The organism is Tateyamaria sp. GN1-10 (genome assembly GCF_055693845.1).
Window position 1 is genome coordinate 3,858,138 of the sequence record NZ_JBVFUR010000004.1, and the last position, 22,735, is coordinate 3,880,872.

The following is a 22,735-nucleotide window of genomic DNA, read 5'->3' on the forward strand; positions in this document are numbered from 1 at the left end:
CCTAGCCCCGCGGGGCGTCATCCTTGTCGGCCTCTTCGGCCTCTCGCATGCTCTGAACCTCTTTCGCGCTGCGCATCATTGTTTTGACACCGGCCGCGAAGCCCAGAAAAATAAATATGATCATGAGAAACGGAGAGGTGCCAAACAGTGCGTCCAACCCGTATCCCATGCCAAACCCGATCCCCAGACCGGCCACTAGCTCAATCACCATGCGCCAGGCCAGCTGAGCCTGAGAGTGATGATCCGGTGTGCGAGGTTTCGGGGCGTGCTCTTCCTTAACAGCGTCGATTTTGGCGCTCAGGGCCTTCAGTCGGTCTGCGTCTTCGGGGTCGGTCACGCGCCTTTCATCCCGTCATTTGGTTCGAGGTTTGGATATGGCGCGGGGCGACGCGAGTCAACGCAGGGCGAACGCGCCGAAAATACTACATTACCCTTTGTTTTAATTGTATATTCTGCGAAGCTCTTCGACGCAGGACAACCCGCCGCACCTTCCGAAACCGGCAAATTGAGCCAATTCCGTCATTCAACCATCTGGTTGATTTTCATCCGAGCGCAGCGCCCGTGTATGATCCAGCAGCCATGTGCGCACGGATCGGACGGCCTTGCGCCGCCCCGCTTGTCCACTGGTCAGCAGATGGAACGCCCCCAGCCGAAACCCGACATCCGACAGGCGCACCAAACGCCCGGATACAACTTCCACAGCCGCACAATCCGCCGATCCCATATAAAGACCGGCACCGTGTATCGCCGCTTCGAACGCAAGCGGCATGCGCGCACGCCACTCCCCCTCGTTGACAAGGGCGGGATCAAACCCGGCAATCGCGCACCATTTCGTCCAGACAAGTTCGTGCCGATCTCTGAACAGTTGATACTGACCCAAATGTTCAGCGCGGATACGATTGTCGGGAACTAGCCCCGGGGCGGCGTAGGGAAACAGCTTTGCATCGCTGATCAAGTCCGATGGCACATCCAGGACACCCTTGTGGGCAAAGCGGATGGCCATATCCGCCTCGAACCTATCCAAATCCGCCAATTGATCCGAAGCGATCAGACGCAACTCGATCTCCGGCAGATCGTTTTGAAGCTTTCGCAGCAGCGGCGCGATCACCTTGGTGGCGAACAGCGGTTCACTGTTGACCACGACGCGCCCCGCCGGTGTGTCTGCCAAGCCCTCGGTCGCTTCCGCGATCACATCAAAGGCCGGGCGGATCCGCTGCATGTAATGGCCGCCCTCGGCGGTCAGCGCGACACCGCGGGACACATCCCGGAACAACTGGACCCCCAGCCGCGCCTCCAGACCCCGCACATGGCGGCTGATGGCCGAATGGCTCACGCCCAATTCTTCTGCCGCACGGCTGAAACTTTCGTGGCGGGCGGCCGCTTCAAAGGCGCGCAGCGCGTTTAGCGGAGGCAATGTGCGGGCCATATCGCTCACCTGTGCAAAAACTGCACAAGTGATGTCAGGGAACTCTGTTTGTGGCAATGCCGAAGTTCGGGCAAACTGCAAGCATTCCTCAACACACGAGGCTTCTCATGCTCACCATCCGTCAAAACGCGCTTTTGCGCGCCCTCTCCACTTGTGCGAATTTCATGCATTCCAAGCGCAAGATCAAACCAACCAAGGGCACCGCGTTGCCCCCGATGACCGACCAAATCGCGCGTGACATCGGGCTCACACCGCATCAACGCGCGCTCATGTCACACCGCTGGCCGTCGCGCGAAAGCAGGCATCCCTACCTCTGATCGCTTCCCCTTGGTCGCCGCGCCCGGTATGACAAGCCATGGCCGATCCGCTCGACACCGTCTTTTCCGCACTCGCCGACCCCACGCGGCGGGCGATCCTGACGATGTTGCTCGAAGACGACATGGCCGTCACCGACGTGGCCGAACCGTTCGAGATATCGCTTGCTGCGATCTCCAAGCACCTGACGATCCTGACACGCGCCGGGCTGATCCAACAGGAAAAGCGCGGGCGCGTGAAATGGTGCAAACTGGACCCCGACGCGATGCGCGGGGCCTCGGTCTGGATGCAGGGATTTGGCCAGTTCGAACCTGTGAACATGGATGCGTTCGAACGGTTTCTCGCCGCAGAATTGTCAGAGGGTGACCCGCTCTGACCGATGTCACGACCCAGCTGCCGGATACTCTGCCACCTGCGCGCGTTCGCATGGTGCGGGCCGCGCTTGTCATGCCCAACATGGTCGAGGGTGACGATACCCCGCACGGTGTGTTCGACAGGCGCGGGTCATTCTTGCCCCTGTCACAGGCCCGCCTGTCCCGCGGACGGGTGAGCAGCGCCCCACCTCTGGAACCTGCGGTAGACCATCTGCCGGGCACACATCTCTATGCCGGGTTTGGACACACGCATTTTGGCCACTTCATGCTGGAAAGCCTCGTGCGCCTATGGGCGCTCGACCACCTTGAGACCCCACCGGATGGTTTGGTCGTTCCGACGCGTGCCCACATGCATATGGAACCCGTTCTGAGCGGTATTCTGGCCCCCGTTGTTGACCGGTTCTGCGATGGCATCCCGTTGCGCGTCATAAGAACACCGACCCGGGTCGACAGGCTGGTCTTGCCGACACCGGGGTTCGGCCATGGCCCCTGGCTGACCGGCACACCGGAATTCCGCGCATACACTCAGAAGCGATTTGCGCAGATCAAAGTGGACGGCCCCGAGAAACTCTATGTGTCACGCACAGGTTTGAAGCGCGACCACCAGCGCGTTGATCGCGAGGACGAGATCGAGGCGATGATGGAAGAGGCCGGGTATTATGTCTTCCATCCGCAGAAGCACCCGCTCGAAACACAGCTTGGTGTTATCCGCGCCGCACGCAGCATCGTCGGATCGGACGGATCGGCATTCCACCTCGCCCCATTTGCAATGCGATCAGACGCACGTGCAGCGATCTTCATGCGCCGCAACCGGCGCGAGATGCTGTCTTATCTCTCAACCCAAATGCAAAGCTTTGCAGGCCCGAAACCGGTTGTCATCGACCCGCGTCAACGCCCCCTGACCGGTGAAACACCTGCACCACTCTGCGTGGATACGCTGCGGACCGCCTTGTCCGAGAACGGGTTTCTCTAGGCGGGCTCTTCATCCCTCAACAACAGGGACAAGGCGACGATGGTCAGCCCCACGCCAACCCAAACGACGCCCGGCGGCACGCCATTGCCCAGCGCAACCTCCCACAGGATCACCCAACTGGGCGTGAGGTACGTATAAGCCATGACCTTGGCCGACGGCAGACGCAGCGTCGCAAATTGCAGCAGCACGAAGGTCGCCGCTGACGCAAAGATCGACACATAGACAAGGGTCACCCACACAATGCCGGGCAAGTCTGCCCATGGCGTCGCCACCAGATCACGCCACCCCCACAGCGTCAGCAACACGGCCCCTGCAATCAGCATGCCAAAGGTGAAAACGACCGCGGGCTCTCCCCGGTTCATTTTGCGCACCATCGGGGTATAGATCGCGTGGCTGACGCAACCGAAGAAATAGATGATCTCGCCGCGCCCAACCTCGAACGCCAACAACGCCAACAGGTCTGCCCGAAAAATCACCCAAAGCGCACCCGCCGCCCCTACAGCAAGGGCAAACGCCATGCGGGGCGTCGTGATCTGGCGCAGCAAGACATAGCCAAAGACGCCCGACATAACCGGGGTAAGCGTAAAGACAGCCGCTGCACTGACAGGTGCCGCCGTTTTCAGCCCCTCGAACATCAGCACGAAGTATATGGCGAAAAGCCCGCCCAGCAGCGCGTAGCGCCACGGTGCCTGCAAGGCGGACCGTGGAACGCCACCCCGCATCACCACGGCCACGCCAATCACCAGGGCCGCGATCCAGAAGCGCGCCGCATTCAGGGCGGCGGGCGCGATTTCATTGGCTGCCATGGCGCCCAACGAAAAGGATCCGGCAACCAGCGCCGAAAACAGCAACATGGCCGCATGGCCGCGCAAACCCGCGTTCACAGGACGTGCCAATCCTTGGACTTTTCCTTGAGGAAGGTCAGGAACGCCTGAACCTTGTTGGTGCGGTGCAGATCGACATGGGTCACCAGCCACAGCGGTGACGACCAATCCTCGCGCGGGGGAATGATCTCGACCAGATTGGGATTGGCCCGCGCCTCAAGCACGGACAGGAACCCGATGCCTGCCCCGGCCAGCACCGCCTGTTCAAGCGCGCGCACATCGGTTGAGCGAAAGGTGATATCGTCCTCTGACACCTGGCTGCGCAACCACTTGTGGAACGGCGCGCGGTTGTCGGCAGAGTCGTGACTGACAAAACGGTGCCCCTTGGCCTTCCCAATATCTTCGGGATGCCCGTGTTCCGCGACATAGGCCTTGGTTGCATATATCCCCATCGATTGACGCACAAAGGGCTGAACGACATTGTCCGGCTGATCCGGCGCATTGCCTGCACGGATCGCCACATGCGCCTCACCATATTCAAGGCGGAACAGGCGCTCTCCCGTCAGGTAACGCACAACAACGTCGGGATGCTTGTGCTGGAATTCAGTCAATACGGGCGCCATGCGGGGCGCCATGTTCACCAGCGACGTGACAACCAGCTCACCGGACACTTCGGTCCCGCGCCCCTTGATACGCCCGACAAGCTGACTGAACTGGTCATCGGTGGCCTGCGCCACGCGGAAGAGATCATCGCCCGCCTCGGTCGGGGTGTAGCCGCGGGCATGGCGCTGAAACAGTTTGACGCCCAACCGCCCCTCAAGGGCGTCGATGTGGCGGATGACGGTGGCGTGGTGGACGCCCAGAACCTCGGCCGCCCCGCTGACCGTGCCCATCCGGGCCACTTGGTAGGCGGTCTTGATCTCGTCCCAATTGTCCATCGGCCAAAAACTCTTTGTGCAAATCCTAACAGATGCTGTTGAGTTTCAGGAATTGCGTTCGAATTTGCAAGAGCCAATTCTACCGGCACAGAACACATACATCCCTTACCAAGGACCCGACTATGACCATCCTGCACATTGACAGCTCCGCCCGCACCCAAGGCTCCGTGACCCGTGACCTGACGGCCGACATCGTCGCGAAACTGGGCGGCGACGTGATCCGCCGCGACCTGACCGAAGCCCTGCCGCACATCAACGAAACATGGGTGAACGCCAACTTCACACCCTCGGATGACCGCGACGCAACACAGCGCGATACACTGGCGCTGTCCGACAGCCTGGTGGAAGAACTGAAAGCCGCGGACACCATCGTCATCGGCGCACCCGTCTACAATTTCGGCGTTCCCGCAGCGCTGAAGGCTTGGATCGACCTGGTTGCCCGTGCCGGATTGACCTTCAAGTACAGTGAGACCGGGCCCGTTGGCCTGCTGGAAGGCAAACGGGCGATCATTGCCGTGGCCACTGGCGGCACACCCGTCGGCAGTAACATCGACTTTGCCACCGGCTACCTGAAACACGTCTTGGGCTTTATCGGCATCCATGATGTCGAAGTGATTGCCGCAGACCGCGTCATGGCCAACGGCGACGCGGCAGTCAAAGACGCCAAGGCCGAGATCGAGAAACTCGCAGCCTGACAAACAGGCATCTGTTTGCCATCGCCCCGCCTCCAAGCATCACTTGCGGGGCGGGCTTGCCATTGCGGGCCGCGCTACAGTGCGGATAGCGTCAAGACATGACTGTTCTACGCAACATGCCGACGCAATTGATCCTGGCACATGCGCCGTGGCTGCTTGGCGGTGCGTTGATCATTTGCATCGTCGCCTGCGCAGCGGCAGGCCTTGTTCTGATGGCCGCCGGGGAAACCAGCGGCTTGCTGACTGTGCTGCTGGGCGCAGGTGTGCCGCTGGGGATCTTCGCAATGGCCATCAAGCGCGATCAGGTCATCTTTGACGCGCATGCGGGAACCGTGACCGTCCAGCGCCGCACACTCTTCAAATACAAAAACGCCGTCTACAGACTCGAAGCCGTGCGCCGCGCCGAGGTTGACGATTTCTCGGACACAGCCCGCCCGATCCTGACCTTCCACGATGCCAGCGCGCCCTATCCGCTGGTCGAGGCCTACATGTCCGGCAATGGCCCGCGCCGGTCGGCCACTGCAATCAACGACTGGCTGAAAGCTTATCGGCGCGCTGCTTAACGTCCGCCCCAAATGTCAGCGTCGCTGAGGCCCATATCGGTCAAATCCGGCGCGCGGCGCTGCGCGTCGTTGTCCCAAGCCATGTAAAACTCGTCCAGCTGCGGCGGTGGAACCGGGGTCATACTCAAAAGCGCATGGACCTGACCACGGTGATGAATCTGATGCTGGATCAAGTGTAGAAAAGTGCGATCGAACCGCTCCTCCTGAACCCCGCGGTCGCGTGCCATCTGAACAAGGCGCGCAGGGTCCGACAAGGTCGCGTCCTCGGTGACCGCAATCAGGCGGCGATCCACATCACGCTGCGCCGCGCGCAAGACGGACATATCGGGATGCGGCACCTCCTCGACAAAGGCAGCCGGACCAACACAGGCACCTTCCAGCGCCGACACATAGAACAGGTCGACAATCAGGATGTGATTGAGCGTGGCAATGATTGACCCGAAGAAAGAAGGAAGGGGCGCCGTCAGCTCATCCGGATCCAGTGCCGCGCATGCGCGATGCAGACGATAGTTCGACCACGCATTGTTGTAGGCTTGCGGTGCAAAGAGGGGTGTCATCGTGAAATACCCTTTCCAGTTTCGCCTAAGCAGAATCCGTCAAAAATTGATCAAGATCACAGCGCGCTGTCCGTCAGCCCTTATCTTGTGATGCGTACCAGACAGGAGACGGACCATGAAGCAGCTCATCGCCACCTTCGCCCTGATATGCACCGCACCGCTGACCGCACTGGCTCAGGACATAAGCACGGGTGCCACGCTCTACCAGCGCCATTGTGCAACCTGCCACGGAGTCGAAGCAGATGGCAAAGGGCCTATGCGTCCGGCCCTCTTGCTCCAACCGCCGAGCCTGCTTGACCTTGCGGCCCGCAACGATGGCACCTTCCCCATCATACGCGTGGTGTCGCGGATCGACGGGCGCGACCCGCTGGTCAGCCACGGCTCACCCATGCCGGTCTATGGCTGGTACTTCGAAGGCGAGGATACAGCCATCAAGGCCGAGACCGGCCAACCGATCCTGACCAGTCAACCGATCGTTGACCTGATGGCCTATTTGGAAAGCATCCAGGAGTAAGGCAGGTGGCTCGTATCAATGGGCGTGCGGTCTGGGTCCGGTGAGGGCCCAACCCTTATTAATGCGACTTCGAGTCCCAATGTCCGATTTGCGCTTTTGTCGGACCAACAGCAAAGCGTGTGTGGTCGGCTTGAAACCTCAGTGATCAAAGTCATTGCCTTGCAAACGCCGCGCGCGCCCGAGACTCCTCGGGTGATGCCTAAGTGCCGTCCAACAGCTTTTTCCGACACAACGCCCCAATCGCCGAAATTGTGTGCCGGCGCTCCGGGAACCGTGTGGCAATCGCGATATGGCGCGCCAGAGAAATCCAGCGAAACGAACCAATGCGGCGTGGATCCGGCAATGGCGCAGAGAGGCGATACCCGCTCAGAAAGGCATCCTCGAGCGCATCAAAATGTCCCGCATCGTTGCCGCGCCGCAGGGCAAGCTCATCGAGGTGAGCCAGGAAATTCCCAAGGTCGATTGCGGCATCGCCCTGTGCATAAAGATCCAGATCCACCAACCAGACCGTGTCCGGTCCGACAAGGACCTGGTCGAAGTAGAAATCACGGTGCAATCCGACGTCCGGCGCCGGTGGAAGTCGGGCAAGTCGCGCTTTGGCAAGAGACAGAATATCTTTGTAACCTGTTTCTGACAGCGCCTTCTCCAAAACAGCCAATTCATCTGCGTGCGTCCATCGCCGTTCCGTTTGAGCCGGTGTGAGATGCAGCCGGGCGAGCGCACGCCCGGTCCCTCGCATCGCGTCCAAACAATCGCAGTTTGGGTCATCCAACATATCGCCAAGCGAGCGGCCGGGAACGACCTGCTGCAGCCACAGCGCCAGGCTGTCCGCTGTGCCTGCCACCGGCGGGACACCGACCCCGTCGCTTCCGTCCAGCCCTGCCGAGCGCAGTTTTGCCTGAATGCGGGGCGCGTAAAGATCGATGCCCTTGGCGCGCACCTTGCCCAACAAGACATTACCGTCCGGCATGTCATATCGGACCAAGGCGCGGCGCCCGGGTTTGAGCCTTGCCAGTGCAACCTCCACGGGCCTTGCGCCCAGAGCAGCGTGCACATGCTCAGGGTCAAGCGCGCTGGACAAACTGGGCAGTGCGCTTGGTGCTTTCGGCATCTGAGCCGTCTGACAGAGCTGCTCAACGCGGTCGAGGACACCGCCAAGGTGGCGGTCCCAATCGGGCCTCCGGTCGCGGAACGCTTCGACAGCAAGTGCGAACAGAGCATGCGCGCGATGTGCAATTATACTCTCGCCCTTGGGAAGTGGCCGGACAGCGGCATAGCCTTCAATCAAAGCCCTACGCGCGTCCTCAGTCAGCGGGCCCCCGATCTCGTCGAAGTCAAGCCTTGCCAGCGCACTTCCCAGATCGCGCGCCGCGGGACCATACGCGGCGCGGTCCCAATCAAGGATCACGGTGCCAAACGTCTCCCGCACCACCTGATCCGCGGAAAAATCGCCGTGAATCGCCACCATGTCGTCTGCCACCAACGCAGGCAGCCGTTCGGCAAGGTGCTGCGCCCGCGCCTTTAGATTCGGTTGAAGATTGCTTATGGCCCGGACCGTTCGGTGCGGCTTGTGGGCGCTCAACCCAGGCAGATTTTTTGGATCACCCGCCGCGTGATGTCTCGCCAGCATTGCCCCCGACAGGACGAAATCACGGGGTTCGGACAGTGGCGAAAGCACATGACCTTGTGTCCATGCAGTCGCGATTGCCAGGTCGGTCGGCGAGGTTGCGATCACCGCTGGTCCGCCCATGGTCTCGGCATAAACAGCGCCGGCAACAGCGCGGTCGAAGTCTGCCTGCCTTGCGTGCAGCTTCAACACTGCGCGTGACCCCTTTGGTCCATCGGCGCGCAACACGATCCGGCGTCCGGGCTTGTACCTGAGGATCTTGAGCGTGTGGTGGGAAAGCCCAAGACTGTGCAGTAGTTCTGCACGGGACTTTTCGGCGGACAATTTGCGTGCGTTGGGCAGACGCCTTTCCAATACCAGCGGAACAAACACAGTAAATGCGTCATCGAAATAGATCACCTTCTGGGCTTTCTTGTTCCACTTTGGACGACTTCGGATATCTGGCCAGCGGGCAGGCGGGTACGTCATCGCCGCCCAAGCCCCAAGACTGCCGTCCCTAGGGACAAGCCCTGCGACGCAATTCGTCCCCGGTTTGTACTTGAGGTAGCTATGGCGTAGCTCACCCAGTCCGAGTGTTTTGGCGAGGGGCGCGGCGTTCAGAACTGCACCAAGGCCGGGCAAATCTGGATCCTGGGCACACAGGGCCGCATCGGCGGGCGACAAGTCAACTGTCCACGGCATACGTTGTCACTCCGGACTAGCAAGCCTCGGCAGCGGCCAGCCAACCGCCCGCCGCGCGCAACGCGGAGGCATCGCCGGTTTCGGCCACTCCGCCGCCCGAGATCGTCGCGATGCGGTCGCACCGCGCTGCGAGTATGAGGTCATGGGTGATCAACAGCGTCGTCCGCTCTTCAGATACGGCATCAATCGCTGCGATCACCGACGCTGCGCTTTCACGGTCCAGCCCTGTGGTCGGTTCATCAAGGATCAGAACCGGTGTTCGGCGCAAGAAGGCCCGCGCGAGTGACAGACGCTGGCGCTGCCCCCCGAAAAGGTCGCCCCGCGTTCGGCCAGCATCGTGTCGTAACCATCGGGCAACGACATGATGAAGTCATGCAGCACAGCGCGGCGTGCGGCATCTTCAAGCTCTTGGTCACTTGGGTCGCGATCAAGGCCAAGGGCAAGGTTGTCCCGGACTGTCCCTGACATGATCAAAGGGTCCTGCGGCACAAATGCAACCTTGGAACGCAATGATTGCAGCGTGAGATCACGAATGTCTGTGTCATCAAGCGTGATACGCCCGTCCTGCACGTCGTGAAGACGCAAGGCGAGCGCTGCAAGCGTCGACTTGCCCGCCCCCGACGGCCCGATCACCGCAACGCGCTCCCCTTCGTTGACGGTCAGGTTAAGCCCATCAAAAACTTTTGCGCCGTCTTGGTGAGCAAAGTGCACGTTTTCGAAACCGAGTTTGCCGCCCAGATCGGACGGGGCGGGGCGCGCATCGGGCCTGTCGCGCACAGCGTCTTCGCGATCCAGCAGATCGACAACCCGCTCGGCGGCGGCCAGAGCTTTCGCCAGGCGCGCGGCGTATTTTGCGTAGCCGCGGACGGGCCGAAATGTGTGCTTGAGGTAACTGACAAAGATCAACAGATCCCCGGGCGTGATCCGCGCATCAAGAACCTGCAAAGTTCCGTAGTAAAGCACTGCGACAAGGCCCAACCCCGCCAGTACATCGACCGACCGCTCCAACCGAGCGGTCAGACGCGCGCCCTTGACGCCCTCGCGCATTTCCTTTTCGTTCGCGCCCGAAAACGCCTTGTTCATGTGCTCTTCCAATCCAAGCGTCTGCACAGAAGCGATTCCGGCCAGCGCCTCGGACGACGTGGCAGCCAGAGCCCCCTGCCGCTTGCGTTGCGTCCGGCTGACCTTGCGGATGCGGACTGTCAGCACTCGCGACAAAACCCACAACAGGGGCAACGGGGCCAGCGCAACAAGGGCCAGCCGCCAATCGAGCCAGAGCATGACGCCGACCATACCGCCAAAGATCAGGATATTGGCCAGAAGCGGCATGGCCGCTGTGACCATGGCATCCTTCAACATGCCAACATCGCTCACCAGCCTTATGGTCAGATCGCCGGTCCGCGACTTGGTGTGAAATCCGATGGACAAAGACTGAAGATGCCGGAACAGGTCCGCACGCACGCGCGTCAGCATTCGGTTGCCCACTACGGCGAAAACAATCGTTGCAAGATAGTGAAAGCCCGCACGCAGAAGGACAGCAAGCAACAGTCCCCCGGCACACAGCGCAAGCAGCAGCATCGGGTCGATCAATGTTGCGGCCGGTGCGTTCGCATCCGGCACGGGGACGACTGCATCAATGACAAATTTGAGCGGCCAAGGTTCGGCCAACCGCATCAAGGTCGACAGGACAAGCGCACAAACCGCGCCGCACAAAGCCAACACATGACCGCGCATATACGGGCGAAACCGCCGCAATACGGCGCCAAGCCCGAGGCCCGCTTCCGAGGTTTCAGATGCTTTGCTCATGCCGCCCGCGCTTTGCCATCCAGCGCGCGGGTCAGGACATGATCCGCGGTGGCATCCCATGTGTGATGCGCCAGAACATGGGCACGCGCAGCCTTGCCCATGGCTTGCGCCCAGGGCAAATCAGCCGCCAGCTGGGCCAGAGCTTGGGTCAACCCATAGGCATCCCCGGGTGGCGTTATCAGACCGGTTTCATTGTCGGTCACAAGCAGTGCCAGATCGCCCGTGTGAGTGGTGACAACCGGCAACGCGGCAGCCATGTATTCGTAGATTTTGAGAGGCGAGAAATAGAAATCCTCCATCGCGTGATAGGGTGCAGTCCCGACGTCCATCCGCGCCAGCGCCGAGGGCACATCCGCGGCAGGCAACAGCCCCGTGATCTCTGTGGCACCTGACAGACCATACTCCCTGACTTGCACCTCGATCTGCGCCCTCTCCGGACCATCCCCGACAATCAGCAGCCTTGCATCCGGCACGACGTGCCGAAGCTGGGCAAAGGCCTGAACCAGAGTGTTCAAGCCGTGCCAAGGTTTCATCGACCCGAGGAAACCCACCGTAAACGGTCGTTCTGGCCGGGGCTTTGGTGCGGGAAAGCGTGCAGGGTTCACTGCGTTCGGCACCACGATTACGTCTGTACCGCCCATGTCCCGCACATATTGCGCGACAGGTTCCGTGACCGCACACGACAGTCGGGCCGCCTGTGTGGACCGCTGGGCAACAGTTTCCGCTTGCTCTGGCAGGGCCAATTGCCGATGCGCCGCTTGTTCGGCGATGAGGGGTGCATTGACCTCAAGCACCCCGGGCCGGTCATTTCGCGCGGCCCACTCCATGGCCGCGCAGGACATCAACGCATGCCGTTCGTACACGAGGTCGGGCTGCAGCATGTCCAGCGCGTTGGCCAACGTGTCGTTTGTAGCCAGAAGAGCACGCGCCCGGCTTTCGGCATCGCCTTTTGGCGCGGGTGGCAGAGGATGCAGCTCAACGCCAGCCAGATCGGACGGCGGCGCGCCCTCGGTGCGCGGCGTCAAAAGTGTGACCTTGGCGTCCCGTTTCAAGAATGCGCGCAGCATTTCCTGAACGTGGATCGACGCGCCCTTAGCCCCCCAGACCGGAATGCCGGGATCGGTGCAGACATAGGCAATGTGCATCAGGCCACCTTCTTGCGGTTCCGCCGTGCGATCGACTTGGCAAAGATCGCGCGCAGGGCACCGGCGCTGTTGGCGATGTCGAAATCGCGTTCAATCAAAACGCGGGCTTGCTGCGACACGCTCTGGCGCAAGCTGACATCGTCGAGCATCCGCGCCAAAGCTGCGGCAAGTGCTTCGGGATCACCCTCGGCAACCAGCAATCCGGTTTCCCCATCGCGGACGAGTTCAGGGATGCCAACGACGTCGGTCGAGACAACGGGCAGACCGACGGCCATCGCCTCTAGCAGAACTGTCGGCAAGCCATCGCGATTGCCATCCGAGCCAACGACGCAGGGGCAGGCCAGAACGGCTGCGTTTCGCATCAGTTCAATCACCCCGGCTTGCGGACGCGGCCCCTCGAGTTGCACGCAATGGGCCAAATCGGACTCTGCGATCTGGGCACGCAGGTGCTCTTCTTCATCACCCGCGCCAACGATGCGGCAGGTCACGTTCCGACCCTCACTGCACATCATGCGCAGTGCCTCGACCAGAACATGGAACCCCTTTTTCTCAACCAATCGGCCAACGGCAAGGATTTCTTGCGCCTGCGGTTCAGGCGCTGTCCAGGAAAACCGATCAAGATCCAAGCCGTTATAGACCCGCACGGCACGGGGCGCGGCAAAGGTGTCCCTCAGATATCTAAGGTTGTAGTCGGATACGGTGACAGCCATGTCCGCATCCCTGAACTTGAGGTCGAGATGCTGAGGAGCGTTGTAGTCGTGGTATATGTCCTTTGCATGGGCCGTGAAGGAATACCCGATCCCGGCCATCGCAGCGGCCAGCCGCGCAACCGAGGTGGCCACGGTTCCGAAATGGGCGTGCAGATGGGTGACACCACGCTGTTGAACCTCAACCGCCAGATCAAGCGCCTGCGCAACATCCTGACCCGATACAATCCCGTCGATCTCGGACAATACATTCAACGCGGCTGGCCGCTCCTCACATGCCGCAGACAGACGCTGCCAGAACGGCTCGGGCCCCGAAAACTTGTCACGCAAGCGGGTCACAGGCGCGCGCACCTGACCGAGTTGATCCTGAAAATGTGTTTCCTCAACAGGGCGTAAAGCGAAGATTTCGATTTCTTGCCCCACAGCTTCATGCGCCAGAATTTCATTCACGATGAATGTTTCAGAGTACCGCGGATAGCGTTTCAGCACATATCCGACGCGTGATGTGGGCGGATAGTTCGATGTCGATGACATGGCATTGATCCTTTCTCCGAGGTTGTGGCTTCAGGCAGCCGAGACAAACCGCTCTGGTCCGGGTCTGTGGTTGCGCTGGATGGCTGCATCCGTTGGTTCATCGGTCAATATCGCTCGGACCATTTCCTGGGCCCTGATCAGTCCGTTCATGTCTGGCGCTGCTCCGCGCTGTGGCGCAGGATGAACGAGCCAATCTCCAAGGGATGTTGGGGACAGGTCCTCGGGCAAAAGCATCGAAATCAGACCGCGCGCTGCCAGCCGTGTGGTGCGCATCACCTGCTCTCGCCGTGGGGTGCAACGCGGGACGATCAGGGATGGCGCATCGAGTGTCAGAAATTCCATTGTGGTGTTGTAACCACCCATGCCGACCAGGCGGGCCGCTCCTGCCATCGCTGCAATGGGCTCGCGCACGAAGGGCAGCACGGTCATGTCATCGCGCGCCGCCGCATGTTGCAAAACGCCATTCCGAAGTGTCTCTGGCATCTGTGTCCCGGTCACGAGGACACCGCGATGCCCGGGCGGCATCGGCGCTCGGACAAACGCTTCGCACAGATCCGCACCATCGCGCCCACCACCCACCGCGCAGAACACGTAAGGACGCGGGTCGCTGCCGGCGATGGTGTCTCGATCAATTGCCGCCTGCTTGGTTTCGCGGCGCCCAGAAGGATCAAGAAGGCCCAGATAGCGCGCGCGCCCCGCGAACCTCTCGCCCATGCCACAATCGTTCAGAATGTCGTAGAGTTGTGGATCGCCATAGATCCAGACCTGGTCATAGAACTTGCGCACAGTCTCGAAATTGCGCTGCCGCAACCACTGGCGCCGCACCACCCGACTATCGTCAATCACATCGCGCAGGCCCAGCACAATGCGGCAGCGCCCCTCGCGCGACAAGGCCGCAAGGGTGCTGTCCAGTTCAAACTGCGCACCGCGCGGCACATTGTCGACAATCATCAGATCGGGGTCAAAACCCGCGGCAACGCTCTTGATGATACGACTGCGCATCCGGGCCAGCCGCCCAACATCATCTCCAAGCTCTCGTGGCCTGTAGCTGCCATCGCTCTGTTTGGCGTAGGCGGGAAGCGTCACGCAATCGGTGCGCGGCGGAAGGGCAAAGGCACCCGCCTCTCGCATGCCACCAATCAACAAGATTTCGGGTTCCAGATCCAGTTCCGACAGAGCACTTGCAATCAACAAGTTGCGGCGGAGATGTCCGTAGCCCAACGTATCATGCGAATACAGCATGATCCGCGGCGCACGCTTGGCCGAAGATGTGATTGTTCGCGGCATGCCAAAATCCTTCCAAAAACCATGGGGTTACGCCCCGTTTGCAGCCAAAGATAAAGGTGCGCAAATACCCTTCAAAGCGCGATCCTCGCTGCATCTCCTGTCACAAAACTTTCATAGAGATAGCTAGGCGCGCTCCGCCGCCTCGTAAAATTAGAATTCACTAAGAGAACCCGGAAGGCGGTGGTTTTGGCGGCTTTTGGCCGTATTTAGGGGTATGTTGACCAAAACCAGCACATCGCACGCCGCATCCGGTGAATTTCTGACCAACCGTGAACGCCCATTGAACATGAGATTCGGGACAAAGATCGTTCTGAGCCTCGCATTGGTCGTTCTGTTGACCGGAATCGTGGCGCTCAGCCTTCTCGCATTTTTACGCATCAACGACGCAGCCTTGCGAGAGATGCGCGCGTCGTACGATCAGACCTTGGCGGTCAAAACAATGGAGAGCGCGGCAAACGATTATTCGGAGCAGATTGCCGAACTTCTGACCCTTGGCCCCGAACCGTCGGAGGTTGAAGCCGCGCACGATGTCCTGCTTGGAGCGATCCAGACCATGGAAGCCTCCATCCATGCAGAGATCGAAGCGCTTGTGCGCATTCGGGACTTTGAAGAGTTGGTCGACGAGGAGGCCGAACTGAAGGTCATGGCCGAGCTGCGCACAATTGTCGAAAAAATCGAAGAAAAGCGCATTCAGATCGGTACCGCTCTGGTCAATCGGGACGAGGAAACGGCCCGAAGGATCTATCGTGAAGATGTCGAGAAACGCCTGGATGACGCGCTCGATCACCTTTTGGCGACAATCGTCACGCGAGAAATCCGGGAGGTCGGCGGCGCGATAGCCTCCATGGACGTCCTGATCGAACGCATGCGCGCCGCCGCCTATGGCCTCGTTGCAGTGATGGCCCTACTTGTCATTATTCTCGGCGTTTTCTTCTTTCGAAGCGTTTTGCGCCCGGTGGATGCCCTGTCAAAGGGCACGGACGCGGTGGCAAATGGTGACCTCAGCTACCGCGTTGAAATCACGCAAAGGGACGAGCTTGGTCGCTTGGCCGATCAATTCAACGCCATGACAAACAAGATCGCACAGCAGCGGAATGCCCTACTGTCCGCAAAATCCGGTCTGGAGGCAGAGGTGGCGGCCCGTACAATCGAACTGGAAGACGCCGCGGCGCGGCAAAAAGACCTTGCGGAAGGGCGCGCGCGTGTCCTTGCAGATTTGAGCCACGAACTACGCACGCCTCTGACGGTCGTGCGTGGCAAGGCCGAGATAGCGCTGAGCGACCCGGACGCGACAGCCGCAGACATGCGTGCGGCATTGGAACGCGTCCGGGTCAAGGCCGAGCAGATGAGCCGCTTGGTCGAAGATATGTTGTTCGTGGCCCGCAGCGAAGCCGGAGCCATCCCCATAGAAAGGCTGCGCATCAATATGCAGGACGTTCTGGCCGACACTCTGCTGGACAGCCAGGAACTGTCCCGTCGTAAGGACATCGCCATACGACCACACCAACCAACCGAGCCAGTCGTTGTTCAGGGCGATGCCGAGAGGTTGCGGCAAGCCATCCTTATTCCGTTGGACAACGCTGTTCGTATCGCACCTCCAGGAAGTGTGGTGCACGTGGATCTGACCTGCGAAAAAGATCGGGCCGTGGTCAGGGTATCTGATCGTGGACCTGGGTTTGTCGTCGAAGAAACCGAACACGCGTTCAGCCGTTTCTGGCGTGGACCCGTGCGCAGCGGCAAGTCAGCACGCGGCAGCGGGCTGGGTCTGGCCATTGCCCGTTGGATCATGGAGCAGCATGACGGTACCATCAGCATCGAAAACCATAGCGAGGGTGGCGCGACGGTGCGACTGGACATGCCATTTGATGCGGAAGGTATGACTGCAGCAGGGACAACGCCGTGAGCAACGCGCGCATTCTGGTCGTCGAGGACGATCCCGAGATCAGCGAGATGATTGCCGACACTCTGCGTCGGCGCGGGCACGTTGTTGATGTAACACATTCCGGCGCGGAATTTGTGCAGCGACTAAAAGACGGGGATTACTCTCTTGTCATACTCGACCGGCTATTGCCCGACGCCGAGGGGGCTGAATTGTGTCGTTCATTGCGCCAGGCGGGCGATGATGTCCTGGTATTCATGATCACGGCGCAGGACGCGCTGGAGGACAAGCTCGAAGGCCTTGAAGCGGGTGCTGATGATTATCTGACCAAGCCCTTTGCGTTCGCGGAAATGGCCATGCGTGTCGAAACCCTGTTGCGGCGGGCGGACCGCACTGCTGGCGCTCAAGACGAAGAACTCCGCATTGGGCCGCTGTGTCTTGACCGTGCGCGCAAAAAAGTGACGGTCGACGATGCGCCCATCGAGCTTACAGCGACAGAGTTTTCCTTGCTGGCGCACCTGATGCAGCACACGGATCGTCCTGTCGACCGGATGGAACTTCTCAACGCGGTGTGGGGGTATGATTTTGATCCCCAAACCAACGTTGTCGAGGTCTACATTCTGTATCTGCGACGCAAGTTGTTGCGTGCAACAAAAGATGTGGTTCTGCGGAACGTCCGCGGGTTCGGATATGTCTTGGAGATTGAGAGCGACGCGCTGGAGCAAAGTTCGCAATAGGTGAACAGCCATCCCTCAAATCGACGCAACAACAGAAGCGGTCGTCCTGATGGGCAACTCCCATGGCGGCTGTGTACCGCGAAGCAGGCCTTCTAGCCATATCCGGCCACAACTCTTGACTCACGTTCGACAGTGACATAGGCCCGCCAGCAACCCGGAAGCGTAGAACTTCCGGTCCCTTGGGATGTCCCGGGATCGCCCTCCGTCAGCGCGTTGCGCCCACGGGGGTGCTTTTCGTTTGGATCATTTCCTTGGGGTCTGCACCGCCGGCACTTACCTGTCAGGCAAATGTCAACGGTCGAAAGGATGAAGGCCCATGTTTGAAAATCTCTCCGAACGCCTCTCCGGTGTCTTCGACCGGCTGACCAAACAGGGTGCACTGTCCGAAGAAGACGTCAAAACCGCCCTGCGCGAGGTGCGCGTGGCCCTGCTGGAAGCCGACGTGTCGCTGCCCGTCGCCCGTGACTTCGTCAAGGCCGTGCAGGAACAGGCAACAGGCCAGGCCGTTACCAAATCCGTCACCCCCGGCCAACAGGTCGTCAAGATCGTGCATGACGCGCTGATCGACACCCTCAAGGGCGAAGGTGACCCCGGCGCGCTCAAGATCGACAGCCCCCCGGCCCCGATCCTGATGGTCGGCCTGCAGGGCGGCGGTAAAACCACGACGACCGCCAAGCTGGCCAAACGGCTCACCGAACGCGATGGCAAGCGCGTGCTCATGGCGTCGCTCGACGTGAACCGCCCCGCGGCCATGGAACAGCTGGCAATCCTCGGCGCGCAAATTGGCGTCGACACCCTGCCGATTGTGAAGGGCGAAGACCCCGTCCAGATCGCCAAACGGGCCAAGACCCAGGCCAGCATGGGCGGCTACGACGTCTACATGCTCGACACCGCCGGTCGCCTCTCCATCGACGAAGAGTTGATGACGCAGGTTGAACAAGTCCGCGACGTCGCAACACCCCGCGAAACCATCCTCGTGGTGGACGGCCTGACCGGTCAGGACGCCGTGAACACCGCCCAGAACTTCGATGACCGCATCGGCATCTCGGGCGTGGTCCTGACCCGGATGGACGGCGATGGCCGCGGCGGTGCTGCCCTGTCGATGCGTGCCGTCACCGGCAAACCAATCAAGTTCGTGGGCCTCGGCGAAAAGATGGACGCGCTCGAAACCTTCGAGCCGGAACGCATCGCGGGTCGCATCCTCGGCATGGGCGACATCGTCAGCCTTGTCGAAAAAGCGCAGGAAACCATCGAGGCTGAACAAGCCGAAAAGATGATGAAGCGCATGGCCAAGGGTCAGTTCAACATGAACGACCTGAAGATGCAGCTTGAACAGATGATCAAGATGGGCGGCATGGAAGGCATGATGGGCATGATGCCCGGCATGGGTAAAATGGCCAAACAGGTGCAGGACGCGGGCTTTGACGACAAGATCCTCAAGCAGCAGATCGCCATGATCCAGTCCATGACCAAGAAAGAGCGCGCCGCGCCGCAGATCCTGCAAGCGTCCCGCAAGAAACGCATCGCTGCAGGCTCAGGCATGCAGGTCAGCGACCTCAACAAGCTGCTCAAGATGCACCGCCAGATGTCGGACATGATGAAAAAGCTCGGCAAGGGCAAAGGCGGCATGATGAAGAAAGCCATGCAGGCCATGATGGGCAAAGGCGGCGGCATGCCCGACATGGGCAACATGGATCAAGCCCAGCTTGAAGCAGCAGCCAAACAGCTTGGCGGCAAGATGCCCGGCGGTCTGCCGGGCCTTGGCGGCGGTATGCCCCTGCCCCCGGGTCTCAGCGGGTTCGGGAAGAAGAAATGATCTCCTGCACCGTCCGATACGAAATTGACCCCGACAAGCTCGACGCCTTCGAGATCTATGCGCGGTTCTGGCTGAAGAAGATCCCGGAAATGGGCGGCACCCATCACGGCTATCACATGCCCTATGAGGGCCCGAACGACATCGCCTATTGCCACTTTTCCTTTGCCTCGCTTGCCGACTACGAAGCCTACCGCGCGGCCATGTGGGACGATCCCGATTGTCTCAAAGCCTACAAGTTCGCGACAGAAGCCAAGTGCATCCGCCGCTACGACCGCTCCTTCACCAAGCCCCTGCTCAAAGGCGCAACGGTCGAGGAACTGGGCCTATGATCCCGACCGTCACCACAGACCGGCTGATCCTGCGCGGCGCGCGGCGCGACGATTTCGGCGCGTTCGCAGACATGCTCGCCTCGGACCGCGCCGTGTTCATGGGTGGCCCCTTTGACCGCGCCGCCGCGTGGCGGCTCTTTGCCATGAATCTTGCCGGCTGGCCGCTGGACGGCTTTGGCGTGTGGATGATCACCGACCGCACAACCGGCGCTTTCATGGGTGATGTCGGCATCTCGCATCCCGACCGCTTCCCCGAGCCGGAACTGGGCTGGACCCTGACAGCCGCAGCAGAAGGCAAAGGGTTCGCCACCGAAGCCGCCCGCGCCGCCCTGAACTGGTACTGGGCCAACACCGACGCGCAAAGCGTCGTCAGCTACATCACACCGGGCAACACCCGCTCCGAAGCGCTCGCCACCAAACTCGGCGCGACCTATGACCCAGACGCCCCCTACCCGACGGCGAAACGCCCGCAGAAACGGCGGTCTTCCGTCACCGGAGGGCCGCATGATCACCCTCACCGGCACCCCCGTCCTCACAACTGAACGGCTAACCCTGCGCGCCCCGCAGCCACAGGACGCGCAAACCTTCATCGACTTCTACAAAACCGACCGCGCCAAATACGTGGGTGGCCCCAAAGATGACCGCCGGGGATGGGATTTCTTCTGCACCGAAATCGGGCATTGGGTCATGAACGGCTTTGGCATGTTCGTCGTCACCTACAAAAATGACGACACGCCCCTTGGCATCGTCGGCCATTGGTATCCGAACACGTGGCCCGAAAAAGAAGTCGGCTGGGTCCTGTTCGACGCCAAGCACGAAGGCAAAGGCATTGCATTCGAAGCGGCCACAGCCTGTATCGACCATGCATGGAACACCCTGAACTGGGACACGATCGTCAGCTACATCGCCCACGGCAACGACGCCTCCGTCGCCCTTGCCGAACGTTTGGGTGCTGTACGCGATGACACCGCCGAAGAGCCGGGCAAAGAGGCCTATGTCTACCGCCACCCGAGGCCCGCGGCATGACCGTCACGTTCTCCGCCCCCACGCTCGAAACCGAGCGCCTGATCCTGCGTGCGCCCGAGCTGTCGGACTTTGATGCGCTGGCCGCATTCTATGCCTCGCCTCGTTCCAGTTTCGTCGGCGGACCGCAAAGCCGCGAGCTTAGCTGGCGCGCACTGGCGCTGGAAGCAGGGCATTGGGTGCTGCGCGGCTTTGGCCGCTGGACCCTGATCGAAAAAACAACCAACGCCCCGGTAGGCATCGTTGGTCTCTGGCACCCCGAAGGCTTCCCCGAACGCGAACTGGGTTGGGACCTGTTCGATGGCGCAACGGGCAAAGGTTATGCGACCGAAGCCGCAATCGCAGCGCGCGACTACGCCTACGACACGCTGGGATGGACGACACTCACAAGCCTGATCGCAATTGACAACGAAGGGTCGCGCCGCGTGGCTGAACGCCTGGGCGCCACGTATGACAGCGATTTCACCCACGAACGTTACGGCCATATGCAGCTGTGGCGCCACCCGGGACTGGAGGGGCGGGCATGACCCTTCCCTGCGAAACACCGCGCAACGGGCCAGCAGCCCTGTTTGCCATCGCGCTGCAAGGCCATCTGCCCACGCTGTCGACCGACCGGCTGCTGCTGCGCGCGCCCCGCGTGACCGATTTCGACACATATGCGCAGATCGCCTGCTCGGGCCGTGGCGAGCACATCGGCGGCCCGATGAGCCGCGAAGACGCATGGACCGACTTCTCCCAGATGACCTCCACGTGGCTCTTGCACGGACACGGTCTCTGGACCATCGGCCATGCCGGCGATATTTCCGGCTTTGTCTTGCTGGGGTTTGAAGCGGGCGATCAGGAACCGGAACTGGGCTTTATGCTCACCGAAAAAGCCGAAGGCATGGGCATCGGTTTTGAAGCTGCCCAAGCTGCCCTCACCCACGCCTTCGATACACTCGGTTGGTCCACACTGGTCAGCTACATCGACCCCGCCAACGCACGCTCGATCAAGCTGGCGCAACGCCTCGGCGGCCTGCCCGATGGCGAGATCACGGAAGATGGCGAAACAAGCCTGATCTACCGTTACGTGCGAGAGGTGATGTGATGCCCCACACCGCCATCCCAACTATCGAAACCGGGCGCCTTGTCCTGCGCGGCCCGCAGCCCGAGGACTACCCGAACTTCAAGGCGACCTTCGCCTCCTACCGCTCCCGTTTCATGGGCGGGCCGCTGAACCCCTACGAGGCATGGATGCTCTATGCCGCCGAAATCGGACACTGGGACATCCGCGGCTTCGGCATGTGGATGATCCACGACAAGGATACGGATGACACCTATGGCATGGCCGGAGGTTGGCAGCCCGCAGGCTGGCCCGAACGGGAAATCGCCTGGATCATCTGGCCCGACAAGTCGGGCAAAGGCTATGCGCTTGAAGCGACCCACGCGGTGCGCGCGCATTACTATGCGGGCGGCTGGGACGGCGCGGTCAGCTATATCGACCCGATGAACCTCGACAGCATCCGGCTGGCCGAACGGTTGGGCGCCGTCAAAGACAAAACCGCACAAACTATCGACGGCTCCGACGCCGTCTACCGCCACCCATCGCCCGCGGCGCTCGATGGCAGCCAACTGGCGCACGGGATCGAAATGGAAATCGGCCACTATGCCGACCCGATGTTCAAACCGAAAGGATGGGCGCTTGACTGATGCCATTTCCAAGGCCGCCGAAGTGCTGGCCGACCACCGCGCCAGCATCGACAGGCTCGATGCGATCCTCGTCTATACGCTGGGCGAGCGGTTCAAACACACGCAGGCCGTGGGGAAACTCAAGGCCACACACGACCTTCCGCCCTCCGATCCCACGCGCGAAGCCGCGCAGATCGCTCGGCTCGAAGATTTGGCAAACCGGGCCGATCTGGACCCCGAATTCGCCAAGAAGTTCCTGAACTTCATCATCGCTGAAGTCATTCAGCACCACAAGAAAGCTAAAGAATAACAGGCTG

The 22,735-nt window shown here is 60.9% G+C and carries 26 protein-coding genes and 1 pseudogene; 16 read left to right on the forward strand and 11 right to left on the reverse strand.

Going from position 1 to position 22,735, the window contains the following annotated elements:
• Window position 1 precedes the first annotated feature (1 nt).
• Window positions 2-337 carry an AtpZ/AtpI family protein gene (locus tag ACZ1HN_RS21315; protein WP_299208162.1) on the reverse strand — a complete coding sequence of 112 codons (336 nt, stop codon included), beginning with the start codon at window positions 335-337 and terminating at the stop codon, window positions 2-4.
• Window positions 338-523: 186 nt separating this feature from the next.
• Window positions 524-1,426 (reverse strand): LysR family transcriptional regulator, encoded by a 903-nt coding sequence (locus ACZ1HN_RS21320; protein WP_472728946.1) that lies wholly within the window; start codon window positions 1,424-1,426, stop codon window positions 524-526.
• Window positions 1,427-1,533: 107 nt separating this feature from the next.
• Between ACZ1HN_RS21320 and ACZ1HN_RS21325 the strand changes: the two genes are divergently transcribed.
• The 3 genes from ACZ1HN_RS21325 to ACZ1HN_RS21335 are packed head-to-tail and all read left to right on the forward strand — an operon-like array spanning window position 1,534 to window position 3,088.
• Window positions 1,534-1,743 (forward strand): hypothetical protein, encoded by a 210-nt coding sequence (locus ACZ1HN_RS21325; RefSeq protein ID WP_472728947.1) that lies wholly within the window; start codon window positions 1,534-1,536, stop codon window positions 1,741-1,743.
• A 38-nt stretch (window positions 1,744-1,781) separates the two neighbouring features.
• Complete coding sequence (locus ACZ1HN_RS21330; protein WP_472728948.1) at window positions 1,782-2,117, forward strand: ArsR/SmtB family transcription factor; 336 nt, start codon at window positions 1,782-1,784, stop codon at window positions 2,115-2,117.
• 50 nt (window positions 2,118-2,167) lie between these two features.
• Window positions 2,168-3,088 (forward strand): glycosyltransferase family 61 protein, encoded by a 921-nt coding sequence (locus tag ACZ1HN_RS21335; RefSeq protein WP_472728949.1) that lies wholly within the window; start codon window positions 2,168-2,170, stop codon window positions 3,086-3,088.
• Here the strand turns inward: ACZ1HN_RS21335 and ACZ1HN_RS21340 are convergent.
• Together ACZ1HN_RS21340 and ACZ1HN_RS21345 are read right to left on the reverse strand one after the other, a co-directional pair.
• Window positions 3,085-3,984 carry a DMT family transporter gene (locus ACZ1HN_RS21340; protein ID WP_472728950.1) on the reverse strand — a complete coding sequence of 300 codons (900 nt, stop codon included), beginning with the start codon at window positions 3,982-3,984 and terminating at the stop codon, window positions 3,085-3,087. The genes ACZ1HN_RS21335 and ACZ1HN_RS21340 overlap by 4 nt on opposite strands.
• The gene (locus ACZ1HN_RS21345) at window positions 3,969-4,850 is read right to left on the reverse strand and encodes a LysR family transcriptional regulator (RefSeq protein WP_299599769.1); all 882 of its coding nucleotides are present in this window, start codon (window positions 4,848-4,850) and stop codon (window positions 3,969-3,971) included. The genes ACZ1HN_RS21340 and ACZ1HN_RS21345 overlap by 16 nt, the downstream gene beginning before the upstream one ends.
• A gap of 122 nt (window positions 4,851-4,972) precedes the next feature.
• Here ACZ1HN_RS21345 and ACZ1HN_RS21350 point away from each other — a divergent pair, with 122 nt between their 5' ends.
• A complete protein-coding gene (locus ACZ1HN_RS21350) occupies window positions 4,973-5,545 on the forward strand; it encodes an FMN-dependent NADH-azoreductase (protein ID WP_472728951.1) in 573 nt (190 codons plus the stop codon).
• A 98-nt stretch (window positions 5,546-5,643) separates the two neighbouring features.
• Complete coding sequence (locus ACZ1HN_RS21355) at window positions 5,644-6,108, forward strand: hypothetical protein (RefSeq protein WP_472728952.1); 465 nt, start codon at window positions 5,644-5,646, stop codon at window positions 6,106-6,108.
• Here the strand turns inward: ACZ1HN_RS21355 and ACZ1HN_RS21360 are convergent.
• Entirely contained in the window at window positions 6,105-6,665 is a 561-nt protein-coding gene (locus tag ACZ1HN_RS21360; protein ID WP_299208146.1) for a DinB family protein, read from the reverse strand. The two genes, ACZ1HN_RS21355 and ACZ1HN_RS21360, sit on opposite strands and share 4 nt — an antisense overlap.
• A 115-nt stretch (window positions 6,666-6,780) precedes the next feature.
• On the opposite strand from ACZ1HN_RS21360, the gene ACZ1HN_RS21365 reads away from it, so the two are divergent.
• The gene (locus tag ACZ1HN_RS21365) at window positions 6,781-7,179 is read left to right on the forward strand and encodes a c-type cytochrome (protein ID WP_299208144.1); all 399 of its coding nucleotides are present in this window, start codon (window positions 6,781-6,783) and stop codon (window positions 7,177-7,179) included.
• Between the two features lie 199 nt (window positions 7,180-7,378).
• Here the strand turns inward: ACZ1HN_RS21365 and ACZ1HN_RS21370 are convergent, their stop codons facing one another.
• From ACZ1HN_RS21370 to ACZ1HN_RS21395, 6 genes and pseudogenes are all read right to left on the reverse strand, one after another.
• Window positions 7,379-9,487, reverse strand: a complete 2,109-nt coding sequence (locus ACZ1HN_RS21370) for a phosphotransferase (RefSeq protein ID WP_472728953.1) — start codon at window positions 9,485-9,487, stop codon at window positions 7,379-7,381.
• Window positions 9,488-9,503: 16 nt separating this feature from the next.
• Window positions 9,504-9,755: a hypothetical protein gene (locus tag ACZ1HN_RS21375; RefSeq protein ID WP_472729391.1), complete on the reverse strand. Its 252-nt coding sequence runs from the start codon at window positions 9,753-9,755 to the stop codon at window positions 9,504-9,506.
• Window positions 9,756-9,773: 18 nt separating this feature from the next.
• Window positions 9,774-11,353 (reverse strand): annotated as a pseudogene (locus ACZ1HN_RS21380) (ABC transporter ATP-binding protein); the annotation flags it as partial.
• Window positions 11,290-12,438 carry a glycosyltransferase family 4 protein gene (locus ACZ1HN_RS21385; protein ID WP_472728954.1) on the reverse strand — a complete coding sequence of 383 codons (1,149 nt, stop codon included), beginning with the start codon at window positions 12,436-12,438 and terminating at the stop codon, window positions 11,290-11,292. The gene ACZ1HN_RS21385 and the pseudogene ACZ1HN_RS21380, both read right to left, overlap by 64 nt.
• Window positions 12,438-13,679, reverse strand: coding sequence for a glycosyltransferase (locus tag ACZ1HN_RS21390; protein ID WP_472728955.1), 1,242 nt, complete (start codon window positions 13,677-13,679; stop codon window positions 12,438-12,440). The genes ACZ1HN_RS21385 and ACZ1HN_RS21390 overlap by 1 nt, the downstream gene beginning before the upstream one ends.
• A 30-nt stretch (window positions 13,680-13,709) precedes the next feature.
• Window positions 13,710-14,966 (reverse strand): glycosyltransferase family protein, encoded by a 1,257-nt coding sequence (locus tag ACZ1HN_RS21395; RefSeq protein ID WP_472728956.1) that lies wholly within the window; start codon window positions 14,964-14,966, stop codon window positions 13,710-13,712.
• Window positions 14,967-15,252: 286 nt separating this feature from the next.
• On the opposite strand from ACZ1HN_RS21395, the gene ACZ1HN_RS21400 reads away from it, so the two are divergent.
• From ACZ1HN_RS21400 to ACZ1HN_RS21445, 10 genes are all read left to right on the forward strand, one after another.
• Complete coding sequence (locus ACZ1HN_RS21400) at window positions 15,253-16,869, forward strand: sensor histidine kinase (protein WP_472728957.1); 1,617 nt, start codon at window positions 15,253-15,255, stop codon at window positions 16,867-16,869.
• Window positions 16,866-17,582, forward strand: coding sequence for a response regulator transcription factor (locus ACZ1HN_RS21405; RefSeq protein ID WP_299208130.1), 717 nt, complete (start codon window positions 16,866-16,868; stop codon window positions 17,580-17,582). Before ACZ1HN_RS21400 ends, ACZ1HN_RS21405 begins: the two co-directional genes overlap by 4 nt.
• 316 nt (window positions 17,583-17,898) lie before the next feature.
• Window positions 17,899-19,398, forward strand: a complete 1,500-nt coding sequence (ffh, locus tag ACZ1HN_RS21410) for a signal recognition particle protein (RefSeq protein WP_472728958.1) — start codon at window positions 17,899-17,901, stop codon at window positions 19,396-19,398.
• Window positions 19,395-19,727: an NIPSNAP family protein gene (locus tag ACZ1HN_RS21415; RefSeq protein WP_299208125.1), complete on the forward strand. Its 333-nt coding sequence runs from the start codon at window positions 19,395-19,397 to the stop codon at window positions 19,725-19,727. The genes ffh and ACZ1HN_RS21415 overlap by 4 nt, the downstream gene beginning before the upstream one ends.
• On the forward strand, window positions 19,724-20,269 hold the full coding sequence (locus tag ACZ1HN_RS21420) for a GNAT family N-acetyltransferase (protein ID WP_472728959.1): 546 nt from the start codon (window positions 19,724-19,726) through the stop codon (window positions 20,267-20,269). Before ACZ1HN_RS21415 ends, ACZ1HN_RS21420 begins: the two co-directional genes overlap by 4 nt.
• Entirely contained in the window at window positions 20,232-20,753 is a 522-nt protein-coding gene (locus ACZ1HN_RS21425) for a GNAT family N-acetyltransferase (RefSeq protein WP_472728960.1), read from the forward strand. Before ACZ1HN_RS21420 ends, ACZ1HN_RS21425 begins: the two co-directional genes overlap by 38 nt.
• Window positions 20,750-21,277, forward strand: a complete 528-nt coding sequence (locus ACZ1HN_RS21430) for a GNAT family N-acetyltransferase (protein WP_472728961.1) — start codon at window positions 20,750-20,752, stop codon at window positions 21,275-21,277. The genes ACZ1HN_RS21425 and ACZ1HN_RS21430 overlap by 4 nt, the downstream gene beginning before the upstream one ends.
• On the forward strand, window positions 21,274-21,837 hold the full coding sequence (locus tag ACZ1HN_RS21435; protein WP_299208118.1) for a GNAT family N-acetyltransferase: 564 nt from the start codon (window positions 21,274-21,276) through the stop codon (window positions 21,835-21,837). Before ACZ1HN_RS21430 ends, ACZ1HN_RS21435 begins: the two co-directional genes overlap by 4 nt.
• On the forward strand, window positions 21,837-22,439 hold the full coding sequence (locus tag ACZ1HN_RS21440) for a GNAT family N-acetyltransferase (protein ID WP_472728962.1): 603 nt from the start codon (window positions 21,837-21,839) through the stop codon (window positions 22,437-22,439). Before ACZ1HN_RS21435 ends, ACZ1HN_RS21440 begins: the two co-directional genes overlap by 1 nt.
• Window positions 22,432-22,728 (forward strand): chorismate mutase, encoded by a 297-nt coding sequence (locus ACZ1HN_RS21445; RefSeq protein WP_299208114.1) that lies wholly within the window; start codon window positions 22,432-22,434, stop codon window positions 22,726-22,728. Before ACZ1HN_RS21440 ends, ACZ1HN_RS21445 begins: the two co-directional genes overlap by 8 nt.
• Window positions 22,729-22,735 lie beyond the last annotated feature (7 nt).

Coding starts and splice junctions, on each gene's coding strand:
- ACZ1HN_RS21320 (WP_472728946.1), bottom strand. CDS start 1,426: ATGGCCCGCACATTGCCTCCGCTAAACGCGCTGCGCGCCTTTGAAGCG.
- ACZ1HN_RS21370 (WP_472728953.1), bottom strand. CDS start 9,487: ATGCCGTGGACAGTTGACTTGTCGCCCGCCGATGCGGCCCTGTGTGCC.
- ACZ1HN_RS21435 (WP_299208118.1), top strand. CDS start 21,274: ATGACCCTTCCCTGCGAAACACCGCGCAACGGGCCAGCAGCCCTGTTT.
- ACZ1HN_RS21425 (WP_472728960.1), top strand. CDS start 20,232: ATGATCACCCTCACCGGCACCCCCGTCCTCACAACTGAACGGCTAACC.
- ACZ1HN_RS21430 (WP_472728961.1), top strand. CDS start 20,750: ATGACCGTCACGTTCTCCGCCCCCACGCTCGAAACCGAGCGCCTGATC.
- ACZ1HN_RS21385 (WP_472728954.1), bottom strand. CDS start 12,438: ATGCACATTGCCTATGTCTGCACCGATCCCGGCATTCCGGTCTGGGGG.
- ACZ1HN_RS21325 (WP_472728947.1), top strand. CDS start 1,534: ATGCTCACCATCCGTCAAAACGCGCTTTTGCGCGCCCTCTCCACTTGT.
- ACZ1HN_RS21335 (WP_472728949.1), top strand. CDS start 2,168: ATGGTGCGGGCCGCGCTTGTCATGCCCAACATGGTCGAGGGTGACGAT.
- ACZ1HN_RS21415 (WP_299208125.1), top strand. CDS start 19,395: ATGATCTCCTGCACCGTCCGATACGAAATTGACCCCGACAAGCTCGAC.
- ACZ1HN_RS21360 (WP_299208146.1), bottom strand. CDS start 6,665: ATGACACCCCTCTTTGCACCGCAAGCCTACAACAATGCGTGGTCGAAC.
- ACZ1HN_RS21365 (WP_299208144.1), top strand. CDS start 6,781: ATGAAGCAGCTCATCGCCACCTTCGCCCTGATATGCACCGCACCGCTG.
- ACZ1HN_RS21390 (WP_472728955.1), bottom strand. CDS start 13,679: ATGTCATCGACATCGAACTATCCGCCCACATCACGCGTCGGATATGTG.
- ACZ1HN_RS21400 (WP_472728957.1), top strand. CDS start 15,253: ATGAGATTCGGGACAAAGATCGTTCTGAGCCTCGCATTGGTCGTTCTG.
- ACZ1HN_RS21355 (WP_472728952.1), top strand. CDS start 5,644: ATGACTGTTCTACGCAACATGCCGACGCAATTGATCCTGGCACATGCG.
- ffh (WP_472728958.1), top strand. CDS start 17,899: ATGTTTGAAAATCTCTCCGAACGCCTCTCCGGTGTCTTCGACCGGCTG.
- ACZ1HN_RS21330 (WP_472728948.1), top strand. CDS start 1,782: ATGGCCGATCCGCTCGACACCGTCTTTTCCGCACTCGCCGACCCCACG.
- ACZ1HN_RS21420 (WP_472728959.1), top strand. CDS start 19,724: ATGATCCCGACCGTCACCACAGACCGGCTGATCCTGCGCGGCGCGCGG.
- ACZ1HN_RS21440 (WP_472728962.1), top strand. CDS start 21,837: ATGCCCCACACCGCCATCCCAACTATCGAAACCGGGCGCCTTGTCCTG.
- ACZ1HN_RS21350 (WP_472728951.1), top strand. CDS start 4,973: ATGACCATCCTGCACATTGACAGCTCCGCCCGCACCCAAGGCTCCGTG.
- ACZ1HN_RS21395 (WP_472728956.1), bottom strand. CDS start 14,966: ATGCCGCGAACAATCACATCTTCGGCCAAGCGTGCGCCGCGGATCATG.
- ACZ1HN_RS21345 (WP_299599769.1), bottom strand. CDS start 4,850: ATGGACAATTGGGACGAGATCAAGACCGCCTACCAAGTGGCCCGGATG.